Origin of the sequence: Actinoplanes sp. NPDC051513, from assembly GCF_044454685.1 — a bacterium.
Taxonomy (GTDB): Bacteria; Actinomycetota; Actinomycetes; order Mycobacteriales; family Micromonosporaceae; genus Actinoplanes.
Genome location: NZ_JBITDW010000001.1, coordinates 163,800 through 182,013 on the forward strand (window position 1 = coordinate 163,800; position 18,214 = coordinate 182,013).

Below are 18,214 nucleotides of genomic sequence, written 5' to 3' on the forward strand. Positions count from 1 at the left end.
ATCGGGGAGCCGGCCACGGGAATCGACCGCCTGGGTTCCCGTGCCCTCGAGGAGTCTCCATGTCTTCCGCACGCCTCCTGCCCGGCGCGCCCGTCGCCGAGGCCGTCCTGGCCGACGTGACGGCCCGCGCCGCCAAGCTGCGCGAGCGCGGCATCGTCCCGAGCCTCGCCACCATCCTGGTCGGCGACGACGACGCCAGCGCCGGCTACATCCGCATCAAGCAGCGCCAGGCCGCCGAGCTGGGCTTCGCCTCGCCGCATCGCCACCTGCCGGCCGGGGCCGCCCAGGCCGACCTGCTGCGGGTGATCGACGAGTTCAACGCCGACAAGGACGTGCACGGCGTGCTCATCCAGTACCCGATCCCCGCCCACCTCGACTACGACGCCGCGTTGCAGACCCTCGACCCCGACAAGGACGTCGACGGCATGCACCCGCTCAACATGGGCCGCCTGGCCGTGGGCATGCCCGGCCCCCTCCCCTGCACGCCCGCCGGCATCGAGGCCCTGCTGGCCCACTACGAGATTCCCGTCGCCGGCCGCGAGGTGGTCATCCTCGGCCGCGGCGCCACGCTCGGCCGCCCGCTGGCCATGCTCCTGGCCCAGAAGCGCCCCACCGCCAACGCCGCCGTCACCGTGGTGCACACCGGCGTGAAGGACTGGCCCCGCTACACCCAGCGCGCCGAGATCCTGGTCGCCGCGGCCGGCGTCCCCGGCATCATCCAGCCCGAGCACGTGAAGCCGGGCGCGGTCGTCATCGGCGCCGGCGTCCGCTACGAGGGCCGCCGCCTGCTCCCCGACGTGGACGAGTCCTGCGAGGCCGTGGCGGGCGCGATCACTCCCCGGGTGGGCGGCGTAGGACCGACCACGGTCGCCATGCTCTTCCGCAACGCGATCCAGGCGGCCGAGCGCGCCAGCTGAATCCGACGCGCCCCAAGCCCAGCTCGCCAGCCCAGCCCAGCTCGCCAGCCCAACTCGCCAGCCCAGCCCAACTCGCCAGCCCAACTCGCCAGCCAGGCCCAGCTCGCCAGCCAGGCCCAGCTCGCCGGCTAGCCAGTCTGCCTGGTTAGCAGCTAGCCTACCTAGCCATGGTGAACGCACCACGGCCGTGGCTGCACGGCTTCCTCGACCTCTGCCTGCTGGCGATGCTGCGCGAGCACCCCGACTACGGCTACGGCCTGGCCCAGCGCCTGGCCGCGGCCGGCGTCGCCGAAGTGCCCGGTGGCACCCTGTACCCGGCCCTGCTGCGCCTCGAGCAGCAGGGCCTGGCCGAGCCCAGCTGGCAGCCGTCCGAATCCGGCCCCCGCCGCAAGTACTACGCGGTCACCGACGCCGGCCGGGCCACCCTCGACGCCCAGGTGGCCGAGTGGCAGCGCTTCCGCGACGGCATCGACCTGCTGGTGGCCGCGGGAGCCCCCCGATGAGCGGCGAAGCCCGCCCCGGCGACCCAACCGGCTGGACCGGACCGGGCAGCGGCTCGACCGGACCGGGCAGCGGCTCGACCGGACCAGGCAGCGGCTCGACCAGACCGGGCAGCGGCTCGACCGGACCGGGCAGCAGCTGGGCCGGACCGGGCACCAGCTGGGCCGGCCGCTTCGAGGACGAGCTGCTGCGGCTCGGCCTCCAGCCAGCCCGGGCGCGAGAGCTCACCGAGGAGACCGCCCAGCAGGCCGCCGAGTCCGCCACCGCGCCGGACAGTCTGTTCGGCCCCGCGTACCTGTACGCCCGGCACCTGCTCACCGAGCTCAACACCGCGGCGCACCCGGCGGCGTCCGACCCGCACCCCGGCGCCGTCCGGCTGCGCCTCACCGGCGTGGGCAAGCGCTACCGCCGCCGCACGGTCTTCTCCGGCGTCGACCTGACGGTCCGAGCGGGCGAGGTGGCCGCGATCGTCGGCGCCAACGGCTGCGGCAAATCCACCCTGCTGCGCATCTGCGCGGGCCTGACCCGCCCGACCGCCGGCACGGTGCACCGCGCCCGCCGCGTCGGTTTCGTCCCCCAGGACGGCGGCACCGTCGGCTGGCTCACCGCCGAGGAGCACTTCACTCTCTTCGGCGCGGCGGCCGGCCTGGCCTCCCGGCGGGCTCGCTCCACCGGTGAGCACCTGGCCGGCCGCCTGGCCTGGCGCCCCGATCGAGGCCAGCTCACCCAGCACCTCTCCGGCGGCACGCGGCAGAAGCTCAACCTGGTCCTCGGCGAGCTGCACGCCCCCGACCTGCTCCTGCTGGACGAGCCCTACCAGGGCTTCGACCAGGGCACCTACCTGGACTTCTGGACGCAGGTCCGTTCCTGGCGCGACGCCGGGAAGGCGGTCGTGGTCGTCACCCACCTGCTGCACGACCTGCAACACGTCAACCACGTCTACGACCTCGGAGCCGCCCGATGACCGCCCTGGTGGTAGCGACCCTGTCCGCGCGTGAGGTCGGGCGCCGGCGCGTGGCGCTGGCTCTCGTCGTCACCCTTCCGCTGTGGTTTTATCTGGTGCGCCGCGACCTGGAGGGCCAGTCGGTGCGCATGCTGACCCTCGGCATCGGCTGGGCGGTCTCCACCCTCACCCTCTTCGTCGTCAACGCCTCCCGCGGCATCGACCCTCGCCTGCGCCTGACCGGCGCCTCCACCCTCGCCGTGATCGGTGGCCGGCTCCTCGCCCTCACCAGCGGCGGCGTGGTCCTGGCGGCCGGTTACTGGGTGCTGGCCGAGGCCGACCAGCGCCTCGACCGCCCGTTGGCGGCCGGCCTGATGATGACGCTCACCGCCGCCATCGCCGCCCCGCTGGGCAGCCTCGTCGCGGCCCTCCTCCCCCGGGAGCTGGAAGGCGCGCTGGCCCTGCTGAGCATCTGCGCGGTACAGATGCTGGCCGACCCCGCCGGCCTGGCGGCCCGCCTGATGCCCTTCTGGTCGGCTCGCGAGCTGGGCACCTACGTCGTCGACGGCGCCGACAGCGGCTATCTGTGGAGGGCCCTCCTGCACGCCGCCGTGACCTGGCTTGTCTGCGCGGGCGGCAGCTACGCCCTCTTCGCCTGGCGCCTTCGCCTGCCTCGCTACCCCGAGCCTTAGACCTCACCCCCTCTGGCCTCCGAACAACGACGCTGCAGACAACGACGCTGCGGACAACGACGCTGCGGACAACGACTCCGCGAACAACGACTCCGCGAACAACGACGTCGCGGACAACGATGCCGGAGGACGGGCCGGGGCACATCGGACCCAGGTATGTCAGACCAGGGGCTGAGGCGCGGGCTCGAGGAGTGCGACACACTCGACATGCTGGGTCATCGGGAAGCAGTCGAAGGCGCGCAAGGCGGTCAGCCGCCAGCCCAGCGAGCCAAACGTGCCCACGTCGCGAGCCAGCGCGGCCGGGTCGCAAGCCACGTAGGCGACGGCTCGGGGGCGGGCCGCGGCGATCGCCCGCACCACGTGGGCGCCGGCGCCCGAGCGCGGCGGGTCGAGGACCACCAGGTCGACCGGGCCGGTCACGCGGCGGCGGTGCAGCGCGGTCTCCACGCGAGCCTCGACGATCTCGACGGCGGGAAGGTCGGCGAGGTTGGCGCGGGCGGCGGCGCAGCCGATCGGCGACGACTCGACCAGGGTCGTCCGGGCGCCCGTGCGATCGGTGACGGCCGCGGCGAACAGGCCGGCTCCGCCGTAGAGGTCCCAGGAGATCTCGCCGGCGGCGGGCCGGAGAAGGTCGACGACGGTCGCGGCGAGCGTGTCGGCAGCGGCCGGGTGAACCTGCCAAAAACCCTCAGGGGGTACGCGCCAGCGCCGTCCCATCGCCTCCTCGGCCACCTCGTCAGGGCCCGAAAGCCGGACCCGCCCGCCAGGCAAAACGCCGGACACCACGCCGGACCCGACGCCGGAATCGGTGGGATCGTCCACGGGCAGCGGCCCGCTGCCCGCGGGGCGGGCCAGCGCGGCCACGTCGCCGCCGGTCGAGGCCACCGCCTCCAGCGCGTCGACGTCCGGCCACTCGCGGTCGAGCAGGTCGAGCTCCTGGATGGCCGGATGGGCGATGCGGCAGCGGTCGATGGGGACGACCTGGTGGGAGCGGTGTTGCAGCAGGCCGGGACGGCCCGCGGCGTCGACGGCATAGCGAACGCGGCTGCGCCACCCCAGAACCGGGGACAGTGCTTCCACCCGTACGGGAAAATCAAGCCCGGCCAAACGCCGAAGCTGTTCCCGGACCACGTCGGCCTTCCAGCGCAGCTGGGCGTCGCTTGCGACGTGCTGAAGGTCACAACCGCCGCAACCACCGGGGTGGGCGTAGGGGCACGGTGGCTCGACGCGGTCCGGCGACGGCGTATGGATCTCGACGGCGTCGGCGCGCAGGTAGCCACGGTGACGCTCGGTGATCTCGGCGGTGACCCGCTCGCCGGGCAGGGCGTGCCGGACGAACAGCACGCGGCCGTCCAGGCGGGCCACGCAGTGACCGCCGTGCGCGGGCGCGCCCACCTCGACCTCCACCCGGTCGCCCTCGACGAGATCGAGGCTGGGATCGACGCCGGGATCGAGGCTGGGATCGGTCATGTGCGCACGTCCTCGGCGGGCTCGGCCGGTGGCTCGGGGCGGGCGCGCGGACCACGCTGCGGCGCATGGCTCAGGCCCCGGTCGAAGCGATCCAGATCGCGATCCTGGCTGGAGCGCAGCTGCCACGGCACGCTCGTCACCATCACGCCCGGCTCGAACAGCAGCCGGCTCTTGATCCGCAGCGCGCTCTGGTTGTGCAGCAGATTCTCCCACCAGCGGCCGACCACGTATTCGGGCACGAAGACCGTGACCACGTCGCGCGGGGAGCCGCGACGGATGCCCTTGACGAAGTCGATGATCGGGCGGGTGATCTCGCGATAGGGCGAGTCGACCACCGTGAGCGGCACCGGGATCTGCCGGCGCTCCCACTCCTGCTGGATGGCGCGGGTGTCCTTGTCGTCCACGTTGACCGTGACCGCGGTGAGCGTGTCGGGCCGGGTCGCCTGGGCGTAGGCAACGGCACGCAGCGTCGGCATGTGCACCTTGCTGACCAGCACGACCGCGTGGTTGCGGCTGGGCAGCACCGAGCGCTCGTCGGTGGGCTGCAGCTCCTGGGCGACCCGCGTGTAGTGCTTGCGAATGCCGAGCATGGTCACGTAGATGACCAGCATCGCGGCGATCGCGATCCACGCGCCGAGCAGGAACTTCGTGACCAGCACGACGATCAGGACGGCGCCGGTCAGGCCCATGCCGAACGCGTTGATCGCCCGGGAGCGTTTCATCCGGCGGCGGCGCGCGGGGTCTCGCTGGGTGCGCAGCAGCCGGTTCCAGTGCCGGATCATGCCGCCCTGGGACAGCGTGAACGAGACGAACACGCCCACGATATAGAGCTGGATGAGCCGGGTGGTCTCGGCCTGGAAGGCGAAGACCAGCACGATCGCGGCGCCGGCCAGGAAGATGATGCCGTTGGAGAAGGCCAGCCGGTCGCCGCGGGTGTGCAGCTGGCGCGGCAGGTAGCGGTCCTGGGCGAGGATCGAGCCGAGCACCGGGAAGCCGTTGAAGGCGGTGTTCGCGGCCAGGAACAGGATCAGGGCGGTGACCGCGCTGACCACGTAGAGCAGCGGCGAGCCGTTGCCGAAGACCGTCTCGGCGAGCTGGGCGACCACCGGTTTCTGGTCGTATCCGGGCGGCCCCGAGACGATCTGGGTGGTCTGGTCCTCGACGAACTGCAGGTGTGTCATGCGCGACAGCACCACGATGCCGACCAGCATGATGATCGCGGTCACGCCGAGCAGCAGCAGCGTGGTCGCCGCGTTCTTGCTCTTCGGCGGCTTGAACGCGGGCACGCCGTTGGATATCGCCTCGACGCCGGTGAGCGCCGCACAGCCCGAGGAGAACGTGCGTAACAGCAGATAGGCGAAGGCGAAGTTGGTCAGGTGGCCGTGCTCCGCCGTGATCACCAGGTCGGCCGAGGGGGCGCGCAGGTCGTCGCCGAGGATGAACTCGCGGAACAGGCCGGTGAGGATCACGAAGACGATGACGACGATGAAGGCGTAGGTCGGCACGGCGAAGGCCGTGCCCGCCTCGCGCAGGCCGCGCAGGTTGAGCGCGGTGAGGATGACGATCCCGGCGATGCAGAAGGCGACCGGGTTGTTCTTGGCCAGCGGCCACACCGCGCCCAGGGCCGCGACGCCCGACGAGGTCGACACGGCCACGGTGAGGATGTAGTCGACCAGCAGCGCGCTGGCCACGCCGAGCCCGGCCCGCGGGCCGAGGTTGACCGTGGCCACCTCGTAGTCGCCGCCGCCGGACGGGTAGGCGTGCACGTTCTGCCGGTAGCTGGCCACCACGGTGATCATCACGACCGCGACGGCGAGGGTGATCCAGGGCGAGATCGCGAAGGCGCCGGCGCCCGCGATCGAGAGGGTCAGAAGGATCTCATCGGGCGCGTACGCCACGCTCGACAGCGCGTCGCTGGCGAAAACGGGCAGGGCGATCCGCTTGGGCAGCAGGGTGTGCTGCAACTTGTCGGAGCGGAACGGTCTGCCCAGCAGCAGCCGCTTGGCGAGGGAGGTCGAACTTGCCACGAGTGCCAAGGGTACGGGCGGTCAACGGGCCGTGTACCCCGCCCCGGCGGCCGTCGCCCGGACGCGCATGGCACGCTCACTGATATCAGCATTGATCCGGGAGGGCGCGACACGTGCATGTGGTGATCATGGGGTGTGGCCGGCTCGGCTCCACGCTCGCGCACAACCTGGAGAGCCGAGGCCATTCGGTCGCGGTCATCGATCAGAACGCGGACGCGTTCCGCCGCCTGGGCTCGGACTTCGGCGGCATCACGGTCACCGGGGTCGGCTTCGACCGCGACGTCATGCGCGCGGCCGGCATCGAGCGGGCCGACGCCTTCGCCGCGGTCTCCAGCGGCGACAACTCCAACATCATCTCGGCCCGGCTGGCCCGCGAGACCTTCGGCGTGTCCCGCGTCGTGGCCCGCATCTACGACTCGCGCCGCGCCCAGGTGTACGAGCGGCTCGGCATCCCCACGGTGGCGACGATCCGGTGGGCCGCCGACCGGATGGTGCGCCACCTCGTGCCGGAAGGCACCGTCGAGGTGTTCCGCGATCCGACCAGCGTGGTCTCCATCGTCGAGGTGCCGATGCACCGCGACTGGGTAGGCCGCCCGCTCAAGTCGCTGGAGGATGCCACCGGCTCCCGGGTGGCCTACCTGATGCGTTTCGGGATGGGCACGCTCGGCAACCCGTCCACCGTCATCCAGGACGGCGACCAGATCTTCATGCTGGTCACCGACGACACCGTGGGCGATGTGCTGGACATCGCCGCGGGCTCGGGCTCGCTGAGGGAAGGGAATTGACCATGCGCATCGCCATCGCTGGGGCAGGCAACGTCGGCCGGTCGATCGCGCAGGAGCTGATCGGCAACGGCCACCGGGTCATGCTGATCGAGCGACAGCCGCGCCAGCTGCGACCGGAGCGGGTGCCCGAGGCCGAGTGGGTGCTCGCCGACGCCTGCGAGTTGTCCAGCCTCGAGGAGGCCGACGTGGCCGGCTGCGACGTCGTGGTCGCCGCCACCGGCGACGACAAGGCCAACCTGGTCGTCTCGCTGCTGGCCAAGACCGAGTTCGCGGTGCCGCGGGTGGTCGCCCGGGTCAACCGCGCCGAGAACGAGTGGCTTTTCACCGAGCAGTGGGGCGTCGACGTGTCGGTCAGCAAGCCCCGCCTGATGGCGGCGCTGGTCGAGGAGGCGGTAACGGTCGGCGACCTCGTCCGCCTCATGACCTTCCGCCAGGGCGAGGCGAACCTCGTCGAGATCACGCTGCCTCGGAACGCTCCCTACGAGGGCCAGCCCGTCCGCAACGTCCCGCTCCCCCGCGATTCGGCCCTGGTGGCCATCCTGCGCGGCAAGCGAGTCGTGGTCCCGACCGCCGACGACCCCCTCGAGGCCGGCGACGAACTCATCTTCGTCTGCACCACCGAGGTGGAAGACCAGATCCGCGCCGTCGTCCTGGGCAGCGAAGGCCGAGAAAACACCCCGTAAATTCAACCCCATTTTCCGTACGCGGCCGCCCAGGCCCCCGCCGAGCCGGGCGCGCTAGCTGCCGTCCCGGCCCCGGTGCCGCCCGCTGCGGGCTGAGCTGCAACAAGGGCAGATCAGGCCGGGGCCGGGGTTTTCTGCTCGGTGGTGACGCGGTGGATGGCCCACGCCGTGTAGGCGAACGTGGCGGCGTAGATCGGCCAGCTGATCAGGATGCGGACGATGCCGAGCGCGTTCGCCTCGCCGAGCGCCCACAGGTAGTACTGGATGCCGGCGCGGAGCGACAGCGAGACCACCCAGACCAGGGTGAGCCATTGGAACGTACGGAACAGCCGGGCGTTGCCGAACCAGTCCTGGTGTCCCTTGTTGGCCATGATGCCCCAGGCGTACCCGATGATCGGCTTGCGCACGACCACGGAGAGCAGCAGCACGGCAGCCTGGCCGAAGGTCAGCAGGATGCCGGGGAGGTAGAAGTCTTTGGCCTCGCCGGTGCGCCACGCCAGGAAGGCGCCGATCGCGATGCCGAACAGGCCGTTGACCGCGTGCCGGACCGGCTGCTTGCGGATCAGGCGGAAGACGCCGATGCCGACCGCCGAGATCACCGAGCCGGCGATCGCCCAATACAGGGCGGTGCGCTTGTCGAGGCCGAGGACGGCGTCGCCGAGCAGAACGTTGAGCAGGACGAACGCGAGGACCGGAAGGCTCGACTCGATGAGGCCGCGGACGCCGCCGAGCTGCTCGGCGATCTGCTCGCTCATCGAGGGAAATGGTTCCTCGTCATCTGAGGAAACTTCCTTGAGGTCCAGCTCCTCGACCACCTCTTCGGCGATCCGTTCCTCCACGGTTTCCTGCGCGGCGTGACGCGGCGGCTCATTGCCGGGTGTCACCGGGGCGCCTCCAGCTCGTAGTACGGGTTGTAGATGACCTTGCGGTCGTCCCGGATCGCTATTCGGCCACGCGCGGTGAGCTGCCTGCCCGGCTCGATGCCGGCGATCGACCGGCGGCCCAGGAAGACGAGCGTGACCACGTCGCTGCCGTCGTAGAGGTCGGCCTCCAGCGTCGGCAGGTTGGTCCGAGGAGTGTACGCCACCGTGCGCAACCGGCCGGACACCGAGACGACCTGCCCCCGGGTGCACTGGCCGGCCGGCATGGCGCCGCACTTGGCGCTCTCCCGTTGGAGATGCTCCGCATCGAGTTCCGAGTCGCTGGCGGTCAACCGGTCGAAGAACTTCCGCAGACCGGTGCGCTCATCGGTGGACATGTGGTCCACGGTACGCCGTCAAGCGGGCCGAATCACGGGCGGTGGCCGTTGGGACCCTGCTGCTCCTGGGCCTGGGCGGCGGCGGCCTCGTCGTGCATCTCCTTGGGCAGTTGCAGGGGCAGCGCCTCGCGGACCGGGCGGGCTTCGGCGTCGCGGACCACCACGAGCCCGGAGAGCACCTCGCCGAGCGCGCCCTCGCGGCCCGGGTCGGCCGCCGCCGCGCCCTGGTAGAGCGCCCGCACCATCCAGCGCGGCCCGTCCACGCCGACGAACCGCACGTCGGCCGGCCCTTCCGGGGTGTTGACCCGCGCGGTGAGCTCGACGCCGTACGGGCCCTGAAGCTCGCGCGGCGAGACCCCGTCGGCGGTCATCGCCTGGGCGATCTCGGCACGCACCTCGTCCCAGATGCCGTCGGTACGCGGAGCGGCGAACACCCCCAGCTGGAGCGCGCTGTCGCCGTCGACCAGCACGACCTGCTCGACGCCACCGTCCGGGTTGGCCTGCACCCGCACCTCGACGCCCTCGATCGCGGGGATCTGCAGGCTGCCCAGGTCGAGCCTCTGCACCCCCTCGGGGGCGTGCCTGGAGTCCCAGGGGCCGCGCTCGGGCGCCGGGGCGTCGTTGTCGGCCGCAAGGCTCTGCGCGAGCGCCTCCGACGGCGGCGCATCGGTGGCACGCACGTGCTTGGGGCGCTTACGGGAGAACATCACTGCCACCTTCCGTGGTCAAAGACTGGTGCCCACCGGTCGACCCCGTGCCGCCGGCACCGCGCGCGGTGTCGTCGAGGGTGTCGACCACGTGGAACACGGCGCGCTCGACCCGCTGGACGACCAGCTGGGCGATGCGGTCGCCGCGAGAGATCTTGACGGTCTGCTCCCGGTCGTGGTTCACCAGGATGACAAGAACCTCGCCGCGGTAGCCGGCGTCGACCGTACCGGGCGCGTTGAGCACGGTCACACCCAGCCGGGCCGCCAGGCCGGAGCGGGGATGCACGAGGCCGACGTACCCCTCCGGGATCGCCACCGCGACGCCGGTGCGCACGGCGGCACGCCCGCCCGGCGCCAGCTCGGTGTCCTCGGCGGCGACCAGGTCGGCGCCGGCGTCACCGGGGTGGGCGTAGGCCGGCAGCGGCAGGTCGGGGTCGAGCCGGCGGATCGGGATCACTACGTCGGTCAAGGCAAGCTTCCTTCATCAAGGCAGGGCACCCCACCCTGCCATCCTGCCGTGCCCGGCTTCGGAGGCGCGCCGTACCCTTCCAGGGTGACACCGGAGTCCCCCGCGCGCAGCACGGCACCGGCCGCTTACACCGAGCGGCTGGGGCTCACCGTGTGGGCCTGGCTGGCCGCGCTGGCGGTCGACCTGATCGTCGGATTCGAGATCCTGCTCGGTTTTCCCGAGTTCCCGGCCTGGCTGCCGTTCGTCGTGCTGCTGCCCGCCACCGCGGCTCTGCTGGTCTGGTTCGGCCGCATCCGGGTGACCGTCACCGCCGACGAGCTCCAGGTCGACGACGCCCGGCTGCCGCTCGCCGTGATCGCCGACGTGGTCGCGCTCGACGCCGCCGGCAAGCGGGAGGCGCTCGGCGTGGGCGCCCACCCGATGGCCTTCGTCATCCAGCGGCCGTGGATCGGTCCGGCGGTGCAGGTGCTGCTCGACGATCCGGCCGACCCCACGCCCTTCTGGGTGATCAGCACGCGGCGCCCGGTGGAGCTGGCGACCGCGCTGCTCGACGCGGTCGAGCGCGGTGGGCTCAAGAAGACTCGATGATCTTCGGCCGAGAACGGCGCAGGTCCTTGCCCACGCGCTCGCCCAGCGACCGGGTGGCCCGCCGGTTGAGATAGCCGGCGACCGCGGCGCCGGTGAGCAGCGGCCCCAACGTGCTCAGGCTGCGGCCGAAGCGGCGCAGGATGCTGTTCTGCAGGTCGCGGCGGGCGGCCGTGCCGAGCACGGTGGCCACTCCCACGCCGGGCAGCAACGGGTTGATCCCACGCTGCTGCGACCACGCCTGGAGCAGCGCGAGGGCGCGTTGGCTGGGGGTGCCGCTGATCGGCCGCCCGTAGACCTCGTGCAGCTCGCCCAGCAGTTTGAGCTCGATCGCCACCACCGCCACCGTCTCGGCCGCCAGCAGCACCGGCATGGAGAGCAGGGTGGGCGTGGCGACCCACTCGACGGCGGCCACGCCGCCGCCGACCGCGCCGATGCTCGCGGTGGACCGCGCGGCGTTGCGGATCAGGCGCTCGGCCAGGTCGTCGTCGTCCAGGCCGGGGAAGTGGCGGTGGAGCATGGCCCGATCGCGGATCGGGACGTGCGGCGCCACGTCCGTGACCACGTCGGCCATCCAGCGCAACGCGGCCTTGGGACGGAACAGCTGGCCCAGCCCCCGCCGGCGGATGTCGCCGACCAGGCGGCCGAGCAGTTCCCGCCGGGAGGTGGGCTCGAGATCGTCGGCGGTCAGCGCCGCGACCGTCTTGCCGAGGTCGGCGTCGCCGTCGACATCGGGCTCGATGGGCGTGGCGGCGCCCGGCTCGACGTCAGGTGAAGGGTGGCTCATGGTCGTCCTCCCCATGGTGCGTGGCATCAGCTGTGAAGCCGAATGCCCGGTCGTGTCCCCCATTGAAACCAGCACGGTCCAGTCGGGGGAACGCGGCCGGGTGGCGCACTGCGCGCGAGCCGCCGGTCAGGCGCACTCGCGGCAGATCAGCTCCCCGTTCCGTTCCGCGGCCAACTGGCTGCGGTGGTGAACGAGGAAGCAGCGGGCGCAGCGGAACTCGTCTTGCTGCATGGGCAGCACCTTGACGGTCAGTTCCTCGTCGGCCAGGTCGGCGCCGGGCAGCTCGAAGCTTTCCGCCACCTCGACCTCGTCGACGTCCACTGAGCCCGACTGCGAGTCGGCGCGACGGGCCTTGAGCTCCTCGAGGCTGTCCTCGCCGAGGTCGACCTCATCGCGACGCGGGGCGTCGTAGTCGGTGGCCATCGGTTTTCACTCTCCTGTATCGATGAGTCACTTGGCGTTAGTAACGCCTGTGACGAGGTTTCGGTTCCCGCTTCCGGCGGACGATTTCTGACACTCGGACTGACCTGTAGAAACTGCCCCGGCGAGCGCGGAACCTTACCTGCGTCGCGGCATCGTTGTACGCATACAGGCGGCCCATTGTTCCCGATGTGACCGAGGCGACATCAAAGTAGGGGCGAAACGCTCTGGATCATCGTCGGCGCGCCGGAGGGATTCCCTGTTTCCGCATGCCTGGCGCACAGACGCTAACCTCTCGACAGGCACCGCGTCCCCCGCGGCCGCCTTAGTCAAATCCTGGAGCCAGCCCCATGAGCTTTGCCCGCGTCCGAGCGCTCGTCGTCGTTGGCGTGCTCGCCGTGGCCGCGGTGGTCTTCGTCGTGACCGCCCTGGTCCGCGACACGCAGGGCGACGCAGTGACCGGCGAGGACTGCCCCGCGGGCTCCCCGCTCGCCGACGTGACGCTGCCGGACGACCCGGCGGAGGTCACCGTGAAGATCCTCAACGGCACGAACACCCCCGGGCTGGCCGACAGCGTCACCAACGAATTCAAGAACCGGCGCTTCACCGTGCAGAAGCCGGCCGAGAGCAAGACCAAATACAAGGGCGTCGCCGAGATCCGGTTCGGTCCGGACGCGGTCGGGCGTGCCCAGCTGCTGCGGGCCTACTTCCTGGCCCAGTCGAAGATGGAATACAACGCCAAGCGCAAGGGCGCCGCCATCGACATCGTGATCGGCAGCCAGTTCCGGCAGCTCGCCACGACGACCGAGGTCAACCAGTCGCTGGTCGAGGTCGGCGAGCCGACGCTGCCGCCGGGCGCGTGCATCAAGCCGATCAAGAAGAAGGACGACGACTCCTAAGCTCCTCCGGCGGCATCCAGCTCCACCAGCAGGTCCTGAAGGGGCCCGAAGATCGCGGGCGGGGCCGCGACCACCATGTCGAGGCTCGGCGGCGCGCCGTCGAGGCCGCGGACGATCGCGCCGGCCTCGGTGGCGACCAGACCACCGGCCGCATGATCCCAAGGATTGAGACCCTTCTCGAAGTACGCGTCGAGCACCCCCTCGCCGACCGAGCAGAGGTCGAGCGACGCCGCGCCGATGCGCCGGATGTCGCGCACTCGGGTGATCAACTGGGCGACGACGGCGCCCTGGTGCGCCCGGCGCTTGGCGTCGTAGCCGAAACCGGTGCCGAGCAGAACCTGGGACAGGTCGGTCCGGGACGAGCACCGCAGCCGCCGCCCCGCCCGCCGGGCGCCGCCGCCGCGGGTCGCGGTCCACTCGTCTCCGGTGGCCGCGTTGATCACCACGCCGGCGACCACCATGCCGTCCGCCTCGGCGGCCAGCGACACCGCGTACGCCGGGATGCCGTACAGGTAGTTCACCGTTCCGTCGATCGGGTCGAGGATCCAGCGCACCGCACCGGATGACGACTCGCCGTATTCCTCGCCCAACACGCCGTCCGCGGGACGCGCGGCACGCAGGGCCTCGACCACCTGCCGTTCCACCGCCCGGTCGGCCTCGGTGACCACGTCCGTCAGGGTGCTCTTGGTCGACACATCGGTGATCGCCTCGGCCCGCATCCGCCGCGCGGTGGCCGCGGCCTCCCGCGCGATCGGCACGGCGATCGAAAGCAGCTCGTCGGCCGCCGGAAACTCGCTCATTTGTTCGCCCTTTCCGCCGATACCATTCTCGCGCCAAGCGTCTCCGGCGAGGTCGGCGACCCCCTGCGGCGTGCTGCGGCGGGAGGATCTAGCTGGACGGCGCTACAATTCACCCCTGCCCACCGCTTCGCGGACATCAGATGCTCCGATCGTCCGTGTTCCGGGGGTCCCCACACCAACACCGGCCAGCCTCTTCGCCGTGCGCTGCGCTGGGCTCATGGCCGTGCAACTCATCGCCTCCGGAAGGTCTTTCGTGACAGAAGCCCACCAGAACGGTGCCGACGTTCGTTCTCTCACCGAGGCCCTGATCGCCCATGCGCAGGGCGCCGGCGGGCAGCTCACATCGGCCGAGGTCGCGCGCACGCTCGAGTCCGCCGAGGTGAACCCGGCTCAGGCCAAGAAGATCTTGCGCGGGCTCGTGGACGCGGGCGTCACCGTGGTCGTCGACGGCTCGGCGAGCACCCGTCGCAAGGTCGCCGCGGCCCGGGCCGCGACTCCCGCCTCCAAGGCCACCACCGCCAAGGCGGCTCCGGCCACCAAGAAGGCCGCTGCCCCGAAGCAGAGCGCCTCCGCGGCGCCTGCTGCCGAGGCCGAGGCCGCTCCGGCGAAGAAGGCGGCCCCCGCCAAGAAGGCGGCCAAGTCCGCCGCTCCCGCCAAGAAGGCCGCGCCCGGCAAGGCCGCCGCTCCGGGCGAGGAGGGTGCGCCCGGGGAAGCCGCCGAGGACATCGATCCCGAGGAGCTGGCCGCCGAGATCGAGGACGTGGTCGTCGAGGAGCCGGCCGCCATGGTCGCGGCCGCCGCGACCGACGCCGCGAGCTCGGCCACCGACGGCGACTTCGAGTGGGACGACGAGGAGTCCGAGGCCCTCAAGCAGGCCCGCCGCGACGCCGAGCTCACCGCGTCCGCCGACTCCGTACGCGCGTACCTGAAGCAGATCGGCAAGGTCCCCCTGCTGAACGCCGAGCAGGAGGTCGAGCTGGCCAAGCGCATCGAGGCCGGGCTGTACGCGGCCGAGCGCCTGCGCGCCGGCGACGAGGGCGAGGAGAAGCTCGAGCGGACGATGGAGCGCGACCTGCGCTGGATCGGCCGCGACGGCGAGCGGGCGAAGAACCACCTGCTCGAGGCCAACCTGCGTCTGGTGGTGTCGCTGGCCAAGCGCTACACCGGCCGCGGCATGGCCTTCCTCGACCTGATCCAGGAAGGCAACCTCGGCCTGATCCGCGCGGTCGAGAAGTTCGACTACACCAAGGGCTACAAGTTCTCGACGTACGCGACGTGGTGGATCCGGCAGGCGATCACCCGCGCCATGGCCGACCAGGCCCGCACGATCCGCATCCCGGTACACATGGTCGAGGTCATCAACAAGCTCGGCCGCATACAGCGTGAGCTGCTCCAGGACCTGGGCCGCGAGCCCACCCCGGAAGAGCTGGCCAAGGAGATGGACATCACCCCGGAGAAGGTGCTGGAGATCCAGCAGTACGCCCGGGAGCCCATCTCGCTCGACCAGACGATCGGCGACGAGGGCGACAGCCAGCTCGGCGACTTCATCGAGGACTCCGAGGCGGTCGTCGCGGTCGACGCGGTCTCGTTCTCGCTGCTGCAGGACCAGCTCCAGCAGGTGCTCCAGACGCTCTCCGAGCGCGAGGCCGGCGTGGTCCGGCTGCGCTTCGGGCTGACCGACGGCCAGCCGCGCACGCTGGACGAGATCGGTCAGGTCTACGGCGTCACCCGCGAGCGGATCCGGCAGATCGAGTCCAAGACGATGTCGAAGCTGCGTCACCCGTCCCGGTCGCAGGTTCTTCGGGATTACCTGGACTAGATCAAGCAGTCAACACTGCGTGTCTGTTTGGTCACCACCCGTACATCGACGGGTGGTGGTCAGACCGTTGTGCAGAAGTGATCGTTGACGTGGCACCCTTGGATCACGGCACACTAGCCGGAACACGTGTGACCCCGGTCCCCCTGGGGCACAGTGGGAAGGCTGCAACGGTGCAGGGTGTTGCACGATGTGAGCAGTAGCCGAGGAACGTGTTCATCGGTTCGAACAGAGGAGGAAGGCGATGACCCCGACTCTCACGCCGCCGGCGGGTAGTTTGGCCGGCACCGCAGCCGATGAACGGTGCGACCGCTGCAATGCAGCAGGAAAGCTCCGTTTGACCCTGGCTGGTGGCGGTGAGCTGGTGTTCTGCGGACACCACGCCAACCGGTACGCCGAGGACCTGGTGAAGATCGCAGTGCAGTACGCGGCGGACCCGGAGTTCACCTGGCGTGGCGCGGACATGATGTCTAACTCCAACTAAATCCCCCGCAAAGACGTAGCAAGAGGGACGCCCAGGTGTGGGGCGTCCCTCTTCACGCGTCCCAGAGGCTTTCCACGGTGACGCCCAGCGCGCGGGCGATCTTGATGGCCAGGTACACCGAAGGGGCGTAATCGCCGGTCTCCATCGCGATGATGGTCTGCCGGCTCACCCCGACCGCCGCCGAGAGCCCCTGCTGGGTGAGACCGGCCTCCTTGCGGGCCGCCCGGATGCAGGCGCCCGCCGCGCCGTCGGCCTCCGCGGCCCGCACCGGGCCGGAGGGTGGCGCCATCAGTCGTCGTCCTTGGCGAGCGCCTCGCGCCGTCGCCGCTCCCGGCCCTTGACGGTCAGGGCCACGACGCTGATGGCCGCGCCGAGCGCGCCGCCCATGATCGCGCCGATCCAGGTCGCGCTGTCGGGGTTGTGGACGTAGAACGCCCCGGCCACGAACACCCCGTAGGGCAGGGCGGCCAGGGCGGTCAGCAGAGCCCGCTTGGGGCTCCAGCTGCGCGGAGCGGTCTCGACCTTGCGGGCCCGGACGTAGACCGTGCCGAGCACGGCGGGGAGCCAGAACGCGAGCAGCATGAGCGCCAGCGGCACCACCGAGTCCTCGCCGAGCGGCCACACCGCGATCGCCGCCGCCCAGGGGATGAGGATCGCTTGGAGCTGGGAGGCGGTGGCGATGCCCTCATACCACCGATACCGCTCCCGCTCGTCGCCGTAGAGATCGCCGTCCAGATCGAGATTCCACCGCACCACGCGGTCGAGCACTGATGTCGCCATGCGTCCATCATCATGTTAAGTCCTCTTGACGTCAAGAGGACTTAACACCACGGCACGGCCGCCGGGGTTCCGGGCGCGTCGAGGCGGGCGAGCCAGCCGGCGATCCCGGCGGCCCCCTGCATGAAGCCCGGCTCCGGCGGCAGGTCGGGCGGCGTGGCGGTGTGCTCGGTGTTCGACCAGGCCACGCCGTGCGGCATCGTCACCGTGCGGGCCAGGACGTCGTCGGCCAGCCGCCGCGAGAACGCGAGCAGGGCCGGGTCGCCGGTGGCCTGGTAGCGGTCGAGCAGGACCTGGCCGACGCCCGCGGTGCCGCAGCAGCGGGCCACGTTGTCCCAGTAGCCCGGGTGGAGCCGCGCCGGCAGCCGGGCGGCCCCCAGGGCCCCCAGACAGGCCTGGGCGCCGGAAAACCAGCGTGGGTGTGGGTCAACCTGCTCCAGGAGCCCGAAGAGCCGCAGCGTGCCCGTGGGGCCGTGGCACCAGCCGAAGTTCACCGCCGGCCGGCCGGGCTCGGGCGGGATCAGCAGCGGGACCGCCCAGCCGTCCGGGTGGTGACCGAGGGCCAGCAGGCCGTCCGCGGCGCGGACGGCGACGTCCACGAGGTCGGTGCGGCCGAGTGCGATTCCGGCCCGCAAGATTGCGTACGCGACGCCGGCCGTCCCATGGGAGAAGCCCGGCATCAGGTTCGGATAGTCGGGGCGCATCCACCAGTGCAGCCCGTCCGGCCGGTCGTCGGCGAGCGCGACCAGCCCGTCGGCGAGCGTGGCGACGGCCTCGGGCTGCAGGGGGTCGAGCAGCGCCAGCAGGATGCCCGCGTCGCCCGAGATGATGTCGGTGCAGCGGGCGGGGTCGGCGTCCCGCCGCAGGATCCGCTCGGCGAGGCCGGCGGCCGCCGGAGCGGCGGCGTCGTCTCCCCAGGCGCGCAATGCGACCACGATCCCGGCCTGCCCGTCGAAGAGCCCGTCGTCGGCCAACGACAGCCCGATCAGGCGGTCTCGCGCCCGGCCCGCCAGAGCATCGACGTCCAGCCCGGCGGCACGGGCCTCAGCGCAGCCGAGCAGCACACCGGCCGCGCCCGAGTACAGGAAGTCGACGACCTCGCCGCCCTCGAGCCAGGCCGATCCGCCGTCGTCGCCCGGCACCCCCACCGACTCGATCCACTCGAACGCCTGACGGGCCACCGACGACACAACG

The 18,214-nt window shown here is 71.5% G+C and carries 22 protein-coding genes; 10 read left to right on the plus strand and 12 right to left on the minus strand.

Annotated features, from left to right (window positions below; translation table 11 throughout):
• Positions 1 to 59 precede the first annotated feature (59 nt).
• From ACIA5D_RS00785 to ACIA5D_RS00800, 4 genes are all read left to right on the plus strand, one after another.
• Complete coding sequence (locus tag ACIA5D_RS00785) at positions 60 to 917, plus strand: bifunctional 5,10-methylenetetrahydrofolate dehydrogenase/5,10-methenyltetrahydrofolate cyclohydrolase (RefSeq protein WP_396027732.1); 858 nt, start codon at positions 60 to 62, stop codon at positions 915 to 917.
• 167 nt (positions 918 to 1,084) lie between these two features.
• Positions 1,085 to 1,420, plus strand: a complete 336-nt coding sequence (locus ACIA5D_RS00790; protein ID WP_396027733.1) for a PadR family transcriptional regulator — start codon at positions 1,085 to 1,087, stop codon at positions 1,418 to 1,420.
• The gene (locus ACIA5D_RS00795; RefSeq protein WP_396027734.1) at positions 1,417 to 2,382 is read left to right on the plus strand and encodes an ATP-binding cassette domain-containing protein; all 966 of its coding nucleotides are present in this window, start codon (positions 1,417 to 1,419) and stop codon (positions 2,380 to 2,382) included. Before ACIA5D_RS00790 ends, ACIA5D_RS00795 begins: the two co-directional genes overlap by 4 nt.
• Positions 2,379 to 3,053, plus strand: a complete 675-nt coding sequence (locus ACIA5D_RS00800) for a hypothetical protein (protein WP_396027735.1) — start codon at positions 2,379 to 2,381, stop codon at positions 3,051 to 3,053. Before ACIA5D_RS00795 ends, ACIA5D_RS00800 begins: the two co-directional genes overlap by 4 nt.
• A gap of 159 nt (positions 3,054 to 3,212) precedes the next feature.
• Here ACIA5D_RS00800 and ACIA5D_RS00805 read toward each other — a convergent pair whose 3' ends face one another.
• Together ACIA5D_RS00805 and ACIA5D_RS00810 are read right to left on the minus strand one after the other, a co-directional pair.
• Positions 3,213 to 4,523, minus strand: coding sequence for a class I SAM-dependent RNA methyltransferase (locus tag ACIA5D_RS00805; protein WP_396027736.1), 1,311 nt, complete (start codon positions 4,521 to 4,523; stop codon positions 3,213 to 3,215).
• Positions 4,520 to 6,550, minus strand: coding sequence for an APC family permease (locus tag ACIA5D_RS00810; RefSeq protein WP_396027737.1), 2,031 nt, complete (start codon positions 6,548 to 6,550; stop codon positions 4,520 to 4,522). The genes ACIA5D_RS00805 and ACIA5D_RS00810 overlap by 4 nt, the downstream gene beginning before the upstream one ends.
• Positions 6,551 to 6,663: 113 nt before the next feature.
• On the opposite strand from ACIA5D_RS00810, the gene ACIA5D_RS00815 reads away from it, so the two are divergent.
• Together ACIA5D_RS00815 and ACIA5D_RS00820 are read left to right on the plus strand one after the other, a co-directional pair.
• Entirely contained in the window at positions 6,664 to 7,335 is a 672-nt protein-coding gene (locus tag ACIA5D_RS00815) for a potassium channel family protein (protein WP_396027738.1), read from the plus strand.
• Positions 7,332 to 8,018, plus strand: coding sequence for a potassium channel family protein (locus ACIA5D_RS00820; protein ID WP_396027739.1), 687 nt, complete (start codon positions 7,332 to 7,334; stop codon positions 8,016 to 8,018). The genes ACIA5D_RS00815 and ACIA5D_RS00820 overlap by 4 nt, the downstream gene beginning before the upstream one ends.
• A gap of 113 nt (positions 8,019 to 8,131) precedes the next feature.
• Here the strand turns inward: ACIA5D_RS00820 and ACIA5D_RS00825 are convergent, their stop codons facing one another.
• Genes ACIA5D_RS00825 through dut form a run of 4 tightly spaced genes read right to left on the minus strand, consistent with a single transcriptional unit; the run spans position 8,132 to position 10,452 of the window.
• A complete protein-coding gene (locus tag ACIA5D_RS00825) occupies positions 8,132 to 8,902 on the minus strand; it encodes a DUF3159 domain-containing protein (RefSeq protein ID WP_396027740.1) in 771 nt (256 codons plus the stop codon).
• The gene (locus ACIA5D_RS00830; RefSeq protein ID WP_396027741.1) at positions 8,899 to 9,276 is read right to left on the minus strand and encodes an OB-fold nucleic acid binding domain-containing protein; all 378 of its coding nucleotides are present in this window, start codon (positions 9,274 to 9,276) and stop codon (positions 8,899 to 8,901) included. Before ACIA5D_RS00830 ends, ACIA5D_RS00825 begins: the two co-directional genes overlap by 4 nt.
• A 32-nt stretch (positions 9,277 to 9,308) precedes the next feature.
• Positions 9,309 to 9,983, minus strand: a complete 675-nt coding sequence (locus ACIA5D_RS00835; protein ID WP_396027742.1) for a DUF3710 domain-containing protein — start codon at positions 9,981 to 9,983, stop codon at positions 9,309 to 9,311.
• Positions 9,970 to 10,452, minus strand: coding sequence for a dUTP diphosphatase (dut, locus tag ACIA5D_RS00840; RefSeq protein ID WP_396027743.1), 483 nt, complete (start codon positions 10,450 to 10,452; stop codon positions 9,970 to 9,972). Before dut ends, ACIA5D_RS00835 begins: the two co-directional genes overlap by 14 nt.
• Positions 10,453 to 10,536: 84 nt before the next feature.
• Between dut and ACIA5D_RS00845 the strand changes: the two genes are divergently transcribed.
• On the plus strand, positions 10,537 to 11,040 hold the full coding sequence (locus tag ACIA5D_RS00845) for a DUF3093 domain-containing protein (protein WP_396027744.1): 504 nt from the start codon (positions 10,537 to 10,539) through the stop codon (positions 11,038 to 11,040).
• Here ACIA5D_RS00845 and ACIA5D_RS00850 read toward each other — a convergent pair.
• Positions 11,024 to 11,824 carry a hypothetical protein gene (locus ACIA5D_RS00850; RefSeq protein WP_396027745.1) on the minus strand — a complete coding sequence of 267 codons (801 nt, stop codon included), beginning with the start codon at positions 11,822 to 11,824 and terminating at the stop codon, positions 11,024 to 11,026. The two genes, ACIA5D_RS00845 and ACIA5D_RS00850, sit on opposite strands and share 17 nt — an antisense overlap.
• Positions 11,825 to 11,950: 126 nt before the next feature.
• Complete coding sequence (locus ACIA5D_RS00855; RefSeq protein ID WP_020512573.1) at positions 11,951 to 12,247, minus strand: DUF4193 domain-containing protein; 297 nt, start codon at positions 12,245 to 12,247, stop codon at positions 11,951 to 11,953.
• 347 nt (positions 12,248 to 12,594) lie between these two features.
• Between ACIA5D_RS00855 and ACIA5D_RS00860 the strand changes: the two genes are divergently transcribed.
• Entirely contained in the window at positions 12,595 to 13,143 is a 549-nt protein-coding gene (locus ACIA5D_RS00860) for a LytR C-terminal domain-containing protein (protein WP_396027746.1), read from the plus strand.
• Here ACIA5D_RS00860 and ACIA5D_RS00865 read toward each other — a convergent pair.
• Positions 13,140 to 13,943: an inositol monophosphatase family protein gene (locus tag ACIA5D_RS00865; protein ID WP_396027747.1), complete on the minus strand. Its 804-nt coding sequence runs from the start codon at positions 13,941 to 13,943 to the stop codon at positions 13,140 to 13,142. The two genes, ACIA5D_RS00860 and ACIA5D_RS00865, sit on opposite strands and share 4 nt — an antisense overlap.
• Positions 13,944 to 14,160: 217 nt before the next feature.
• Between ACIA5D_RS00865 and ACIA5D_RS00870 the strand changes: the two genes are divergently transcribed.
• Positions 14,161 to 15,762 (plus strand): RNA polymerase sigma factor, encoded by a 1,602-nt coding sequence (locus tag ACIA5D_RS00870; protein ID WP_396027748.1) that lies wholly within the window; start codon positions 14,161 to 14,163, stop codon positions 15,760 to 15,762.
• Positions 15,763 to 16,003: 241 nt separating this feature from the next.
• On the plus strand, positions 16,004 to 16,243 hold the full coding sequence (locus tag ACIA5D_RS00875) for a hypothetical protein (protein WP_133874972.1): 240 nt from the start codon (positions 16,004 to 16,006) through the stop codon (positions 16,241 to 16,243).
• Positions 16,244 to 16,295: 52 nt separating this feature from the next.
• Here ACIA5D_RS00875 and ACIA5D_RS00880 read toward each other — a convergent pair whose 3' ends face one another.
• From ACIA5D_RS00880 to ACIA5D_RS00890, 3 genes are read right to left on the minus strand one after another with little or no spacing between them, the layout of a single operon-like run.
• Positions 16,296 to 16,532 (minus strand): helix-turn-helix transcriptional regulator, encoded by a 237-nt coding sequence (locus ACIA5D_RS00880; RefSeq protein ID WP_396027749.1) that lies wholly within the window; start codon positions 16,530 to 16,532, stop codon positions 16,296 to 16,298.
• Positions 16,532 to 17,023, minus strand: a complete 492-nt coding sequence (locus ACIA5D_RS00885) for a hypothetical protein (protein ID WP_396027750.1) — start codon at positions 17,021 to 17,023, stop codon at positions 16,532 to 16,534. Before ACIA5D_RS00885 ends, ACIA5D_RS00880 begins: the two co-directional genes overlap by 1 nt.
• A 41-nt stretch (positions 17,024 to 17,064) precedes the next feature.
• Positions 17,065 to 18,201 (minus strand): lanthionine synthetase LanC family protein, encoded by a 1,137-nt coding sequence (locus tag ACIA5D_RS00890; RefSeq protein WP_396027751.1) that lies wholly within the window; start codon positions 18,199 to 18,201, stop codon positions 17,065 to 17,067.
• Between the last annotated feature and the right edge of the window lie 13 nt (positions 18,202 to 18,214).

Bases quoted from the DNA above. Each gene is read 5' to 3' on its own strand.
- ACIA5D_RS00870 (WP_396027748.1), top strand. From the start codon at position 14,161: ATGGCCGTGCAACTCATCGCCTCCGGAAGGTCTTTCGTGACAGAAGCC.
- ACIA5D_RS00835 (WP_396027742.1), bottom strand. From the start codon at position 9,983: ATGTTCTCCCGTAAGCGCCCCAAGCACGTGCGTGCCACCGATGCGCCG.
- ACIA5D_RS00850 (WP_396027745.1), bottom strand. From the start codon at position 11,824: ATGAGCCACCCTTCACCTGACGTCGAGCCGGGCGCCGCCACGCCCATC.
- ACIA5D_RS00860 (WP_396027746.1), top strand. From the start codon at position 12,595: ATGAGCTTTGCCCGCGTCCGAGCGCTCGTCGTCGTTGGCGTGCTCGCC.
- ACIA5D_RS00785 (WP_396027732.1), top strand. From the start codon at position 60: ATGTCTTCCGCACGCCTCCTGCCCGGCGCGCCCGTCGCCGAGGCCGTC.
- ACIA5D_RS00795 (WP_396027734.1), top strand. From the start codon at position 1,417: ATGAGCGGCGAAGCCCGCCCCGGCGACCCAACCGGCTGGACCGGACCG.
- ACIA5D_RS00855 (WP_020512573.1), bottom strand. From the start codon at position 12,247: ATGGCCACCGACTACGACGCCCCGCGTCGCGATGAGGTCGACCTCGGC.
- ACIA5D_RS00885 (WP_396027750.1), bottom strand. From the start codon at position 17,023: ATGGCGACATCAGTGCTCGACCGCGTGGTGCGGTGGAATCTCGATCTG.
- ACIA5D_RS00805 (WP_396027736.1), bottom strand. From the start codon at position 4,523: ATGACCGATCCCAGCCTCGATCCCGGCGTCGATCCCAGCCTCGATCTC.
- ACIA5D_RS00790 (WP_396027733.1), top strand. From the start codon at position 1,085: ATGGTGAACGCACCACGGCCGTGGCTGCACGGCTTCCTCGACCTCTGC.
- ACIA5D_RS00875 (WP_133874972.1), top strand. From the start codon at position 16,004: ATGACCCCGACTCTCACGCCGCCGGCGGGTAGTTTGGCCGGCACCGCA.
- ACIA5D_RS00880 (WP_396027749.1), bottom strand. From the start codon at position 16,532: ATGGCGCCACCCTCCGGCCCGGTGCGGGCCGCGGAGGCCGACGGCGCG.
- ACIA5D_RS00830 (WP_396027741.1), bottom strand. From the start codon at position 9,276: ATGTCCACCGATGAGCGCACCGGTCTGCGGAAGTTCTTCGACCGGTTG.
- ACIA5D_RS00800 (WP_396027735.1), top strand. From the start codon at position 2,379: ATGACCGCCCTGGTGGTAGCGACCCTGTCCGCGCGTGAGGTCGGGCGC.
- ACIA5D_RS00865 (WP_396027747.1), bottom strand. From the start codon at position 13,943: ATGAGCGAGTTTCCGGCGGCCGACGAGCTGCTTTCGATCGCCGTGCCG.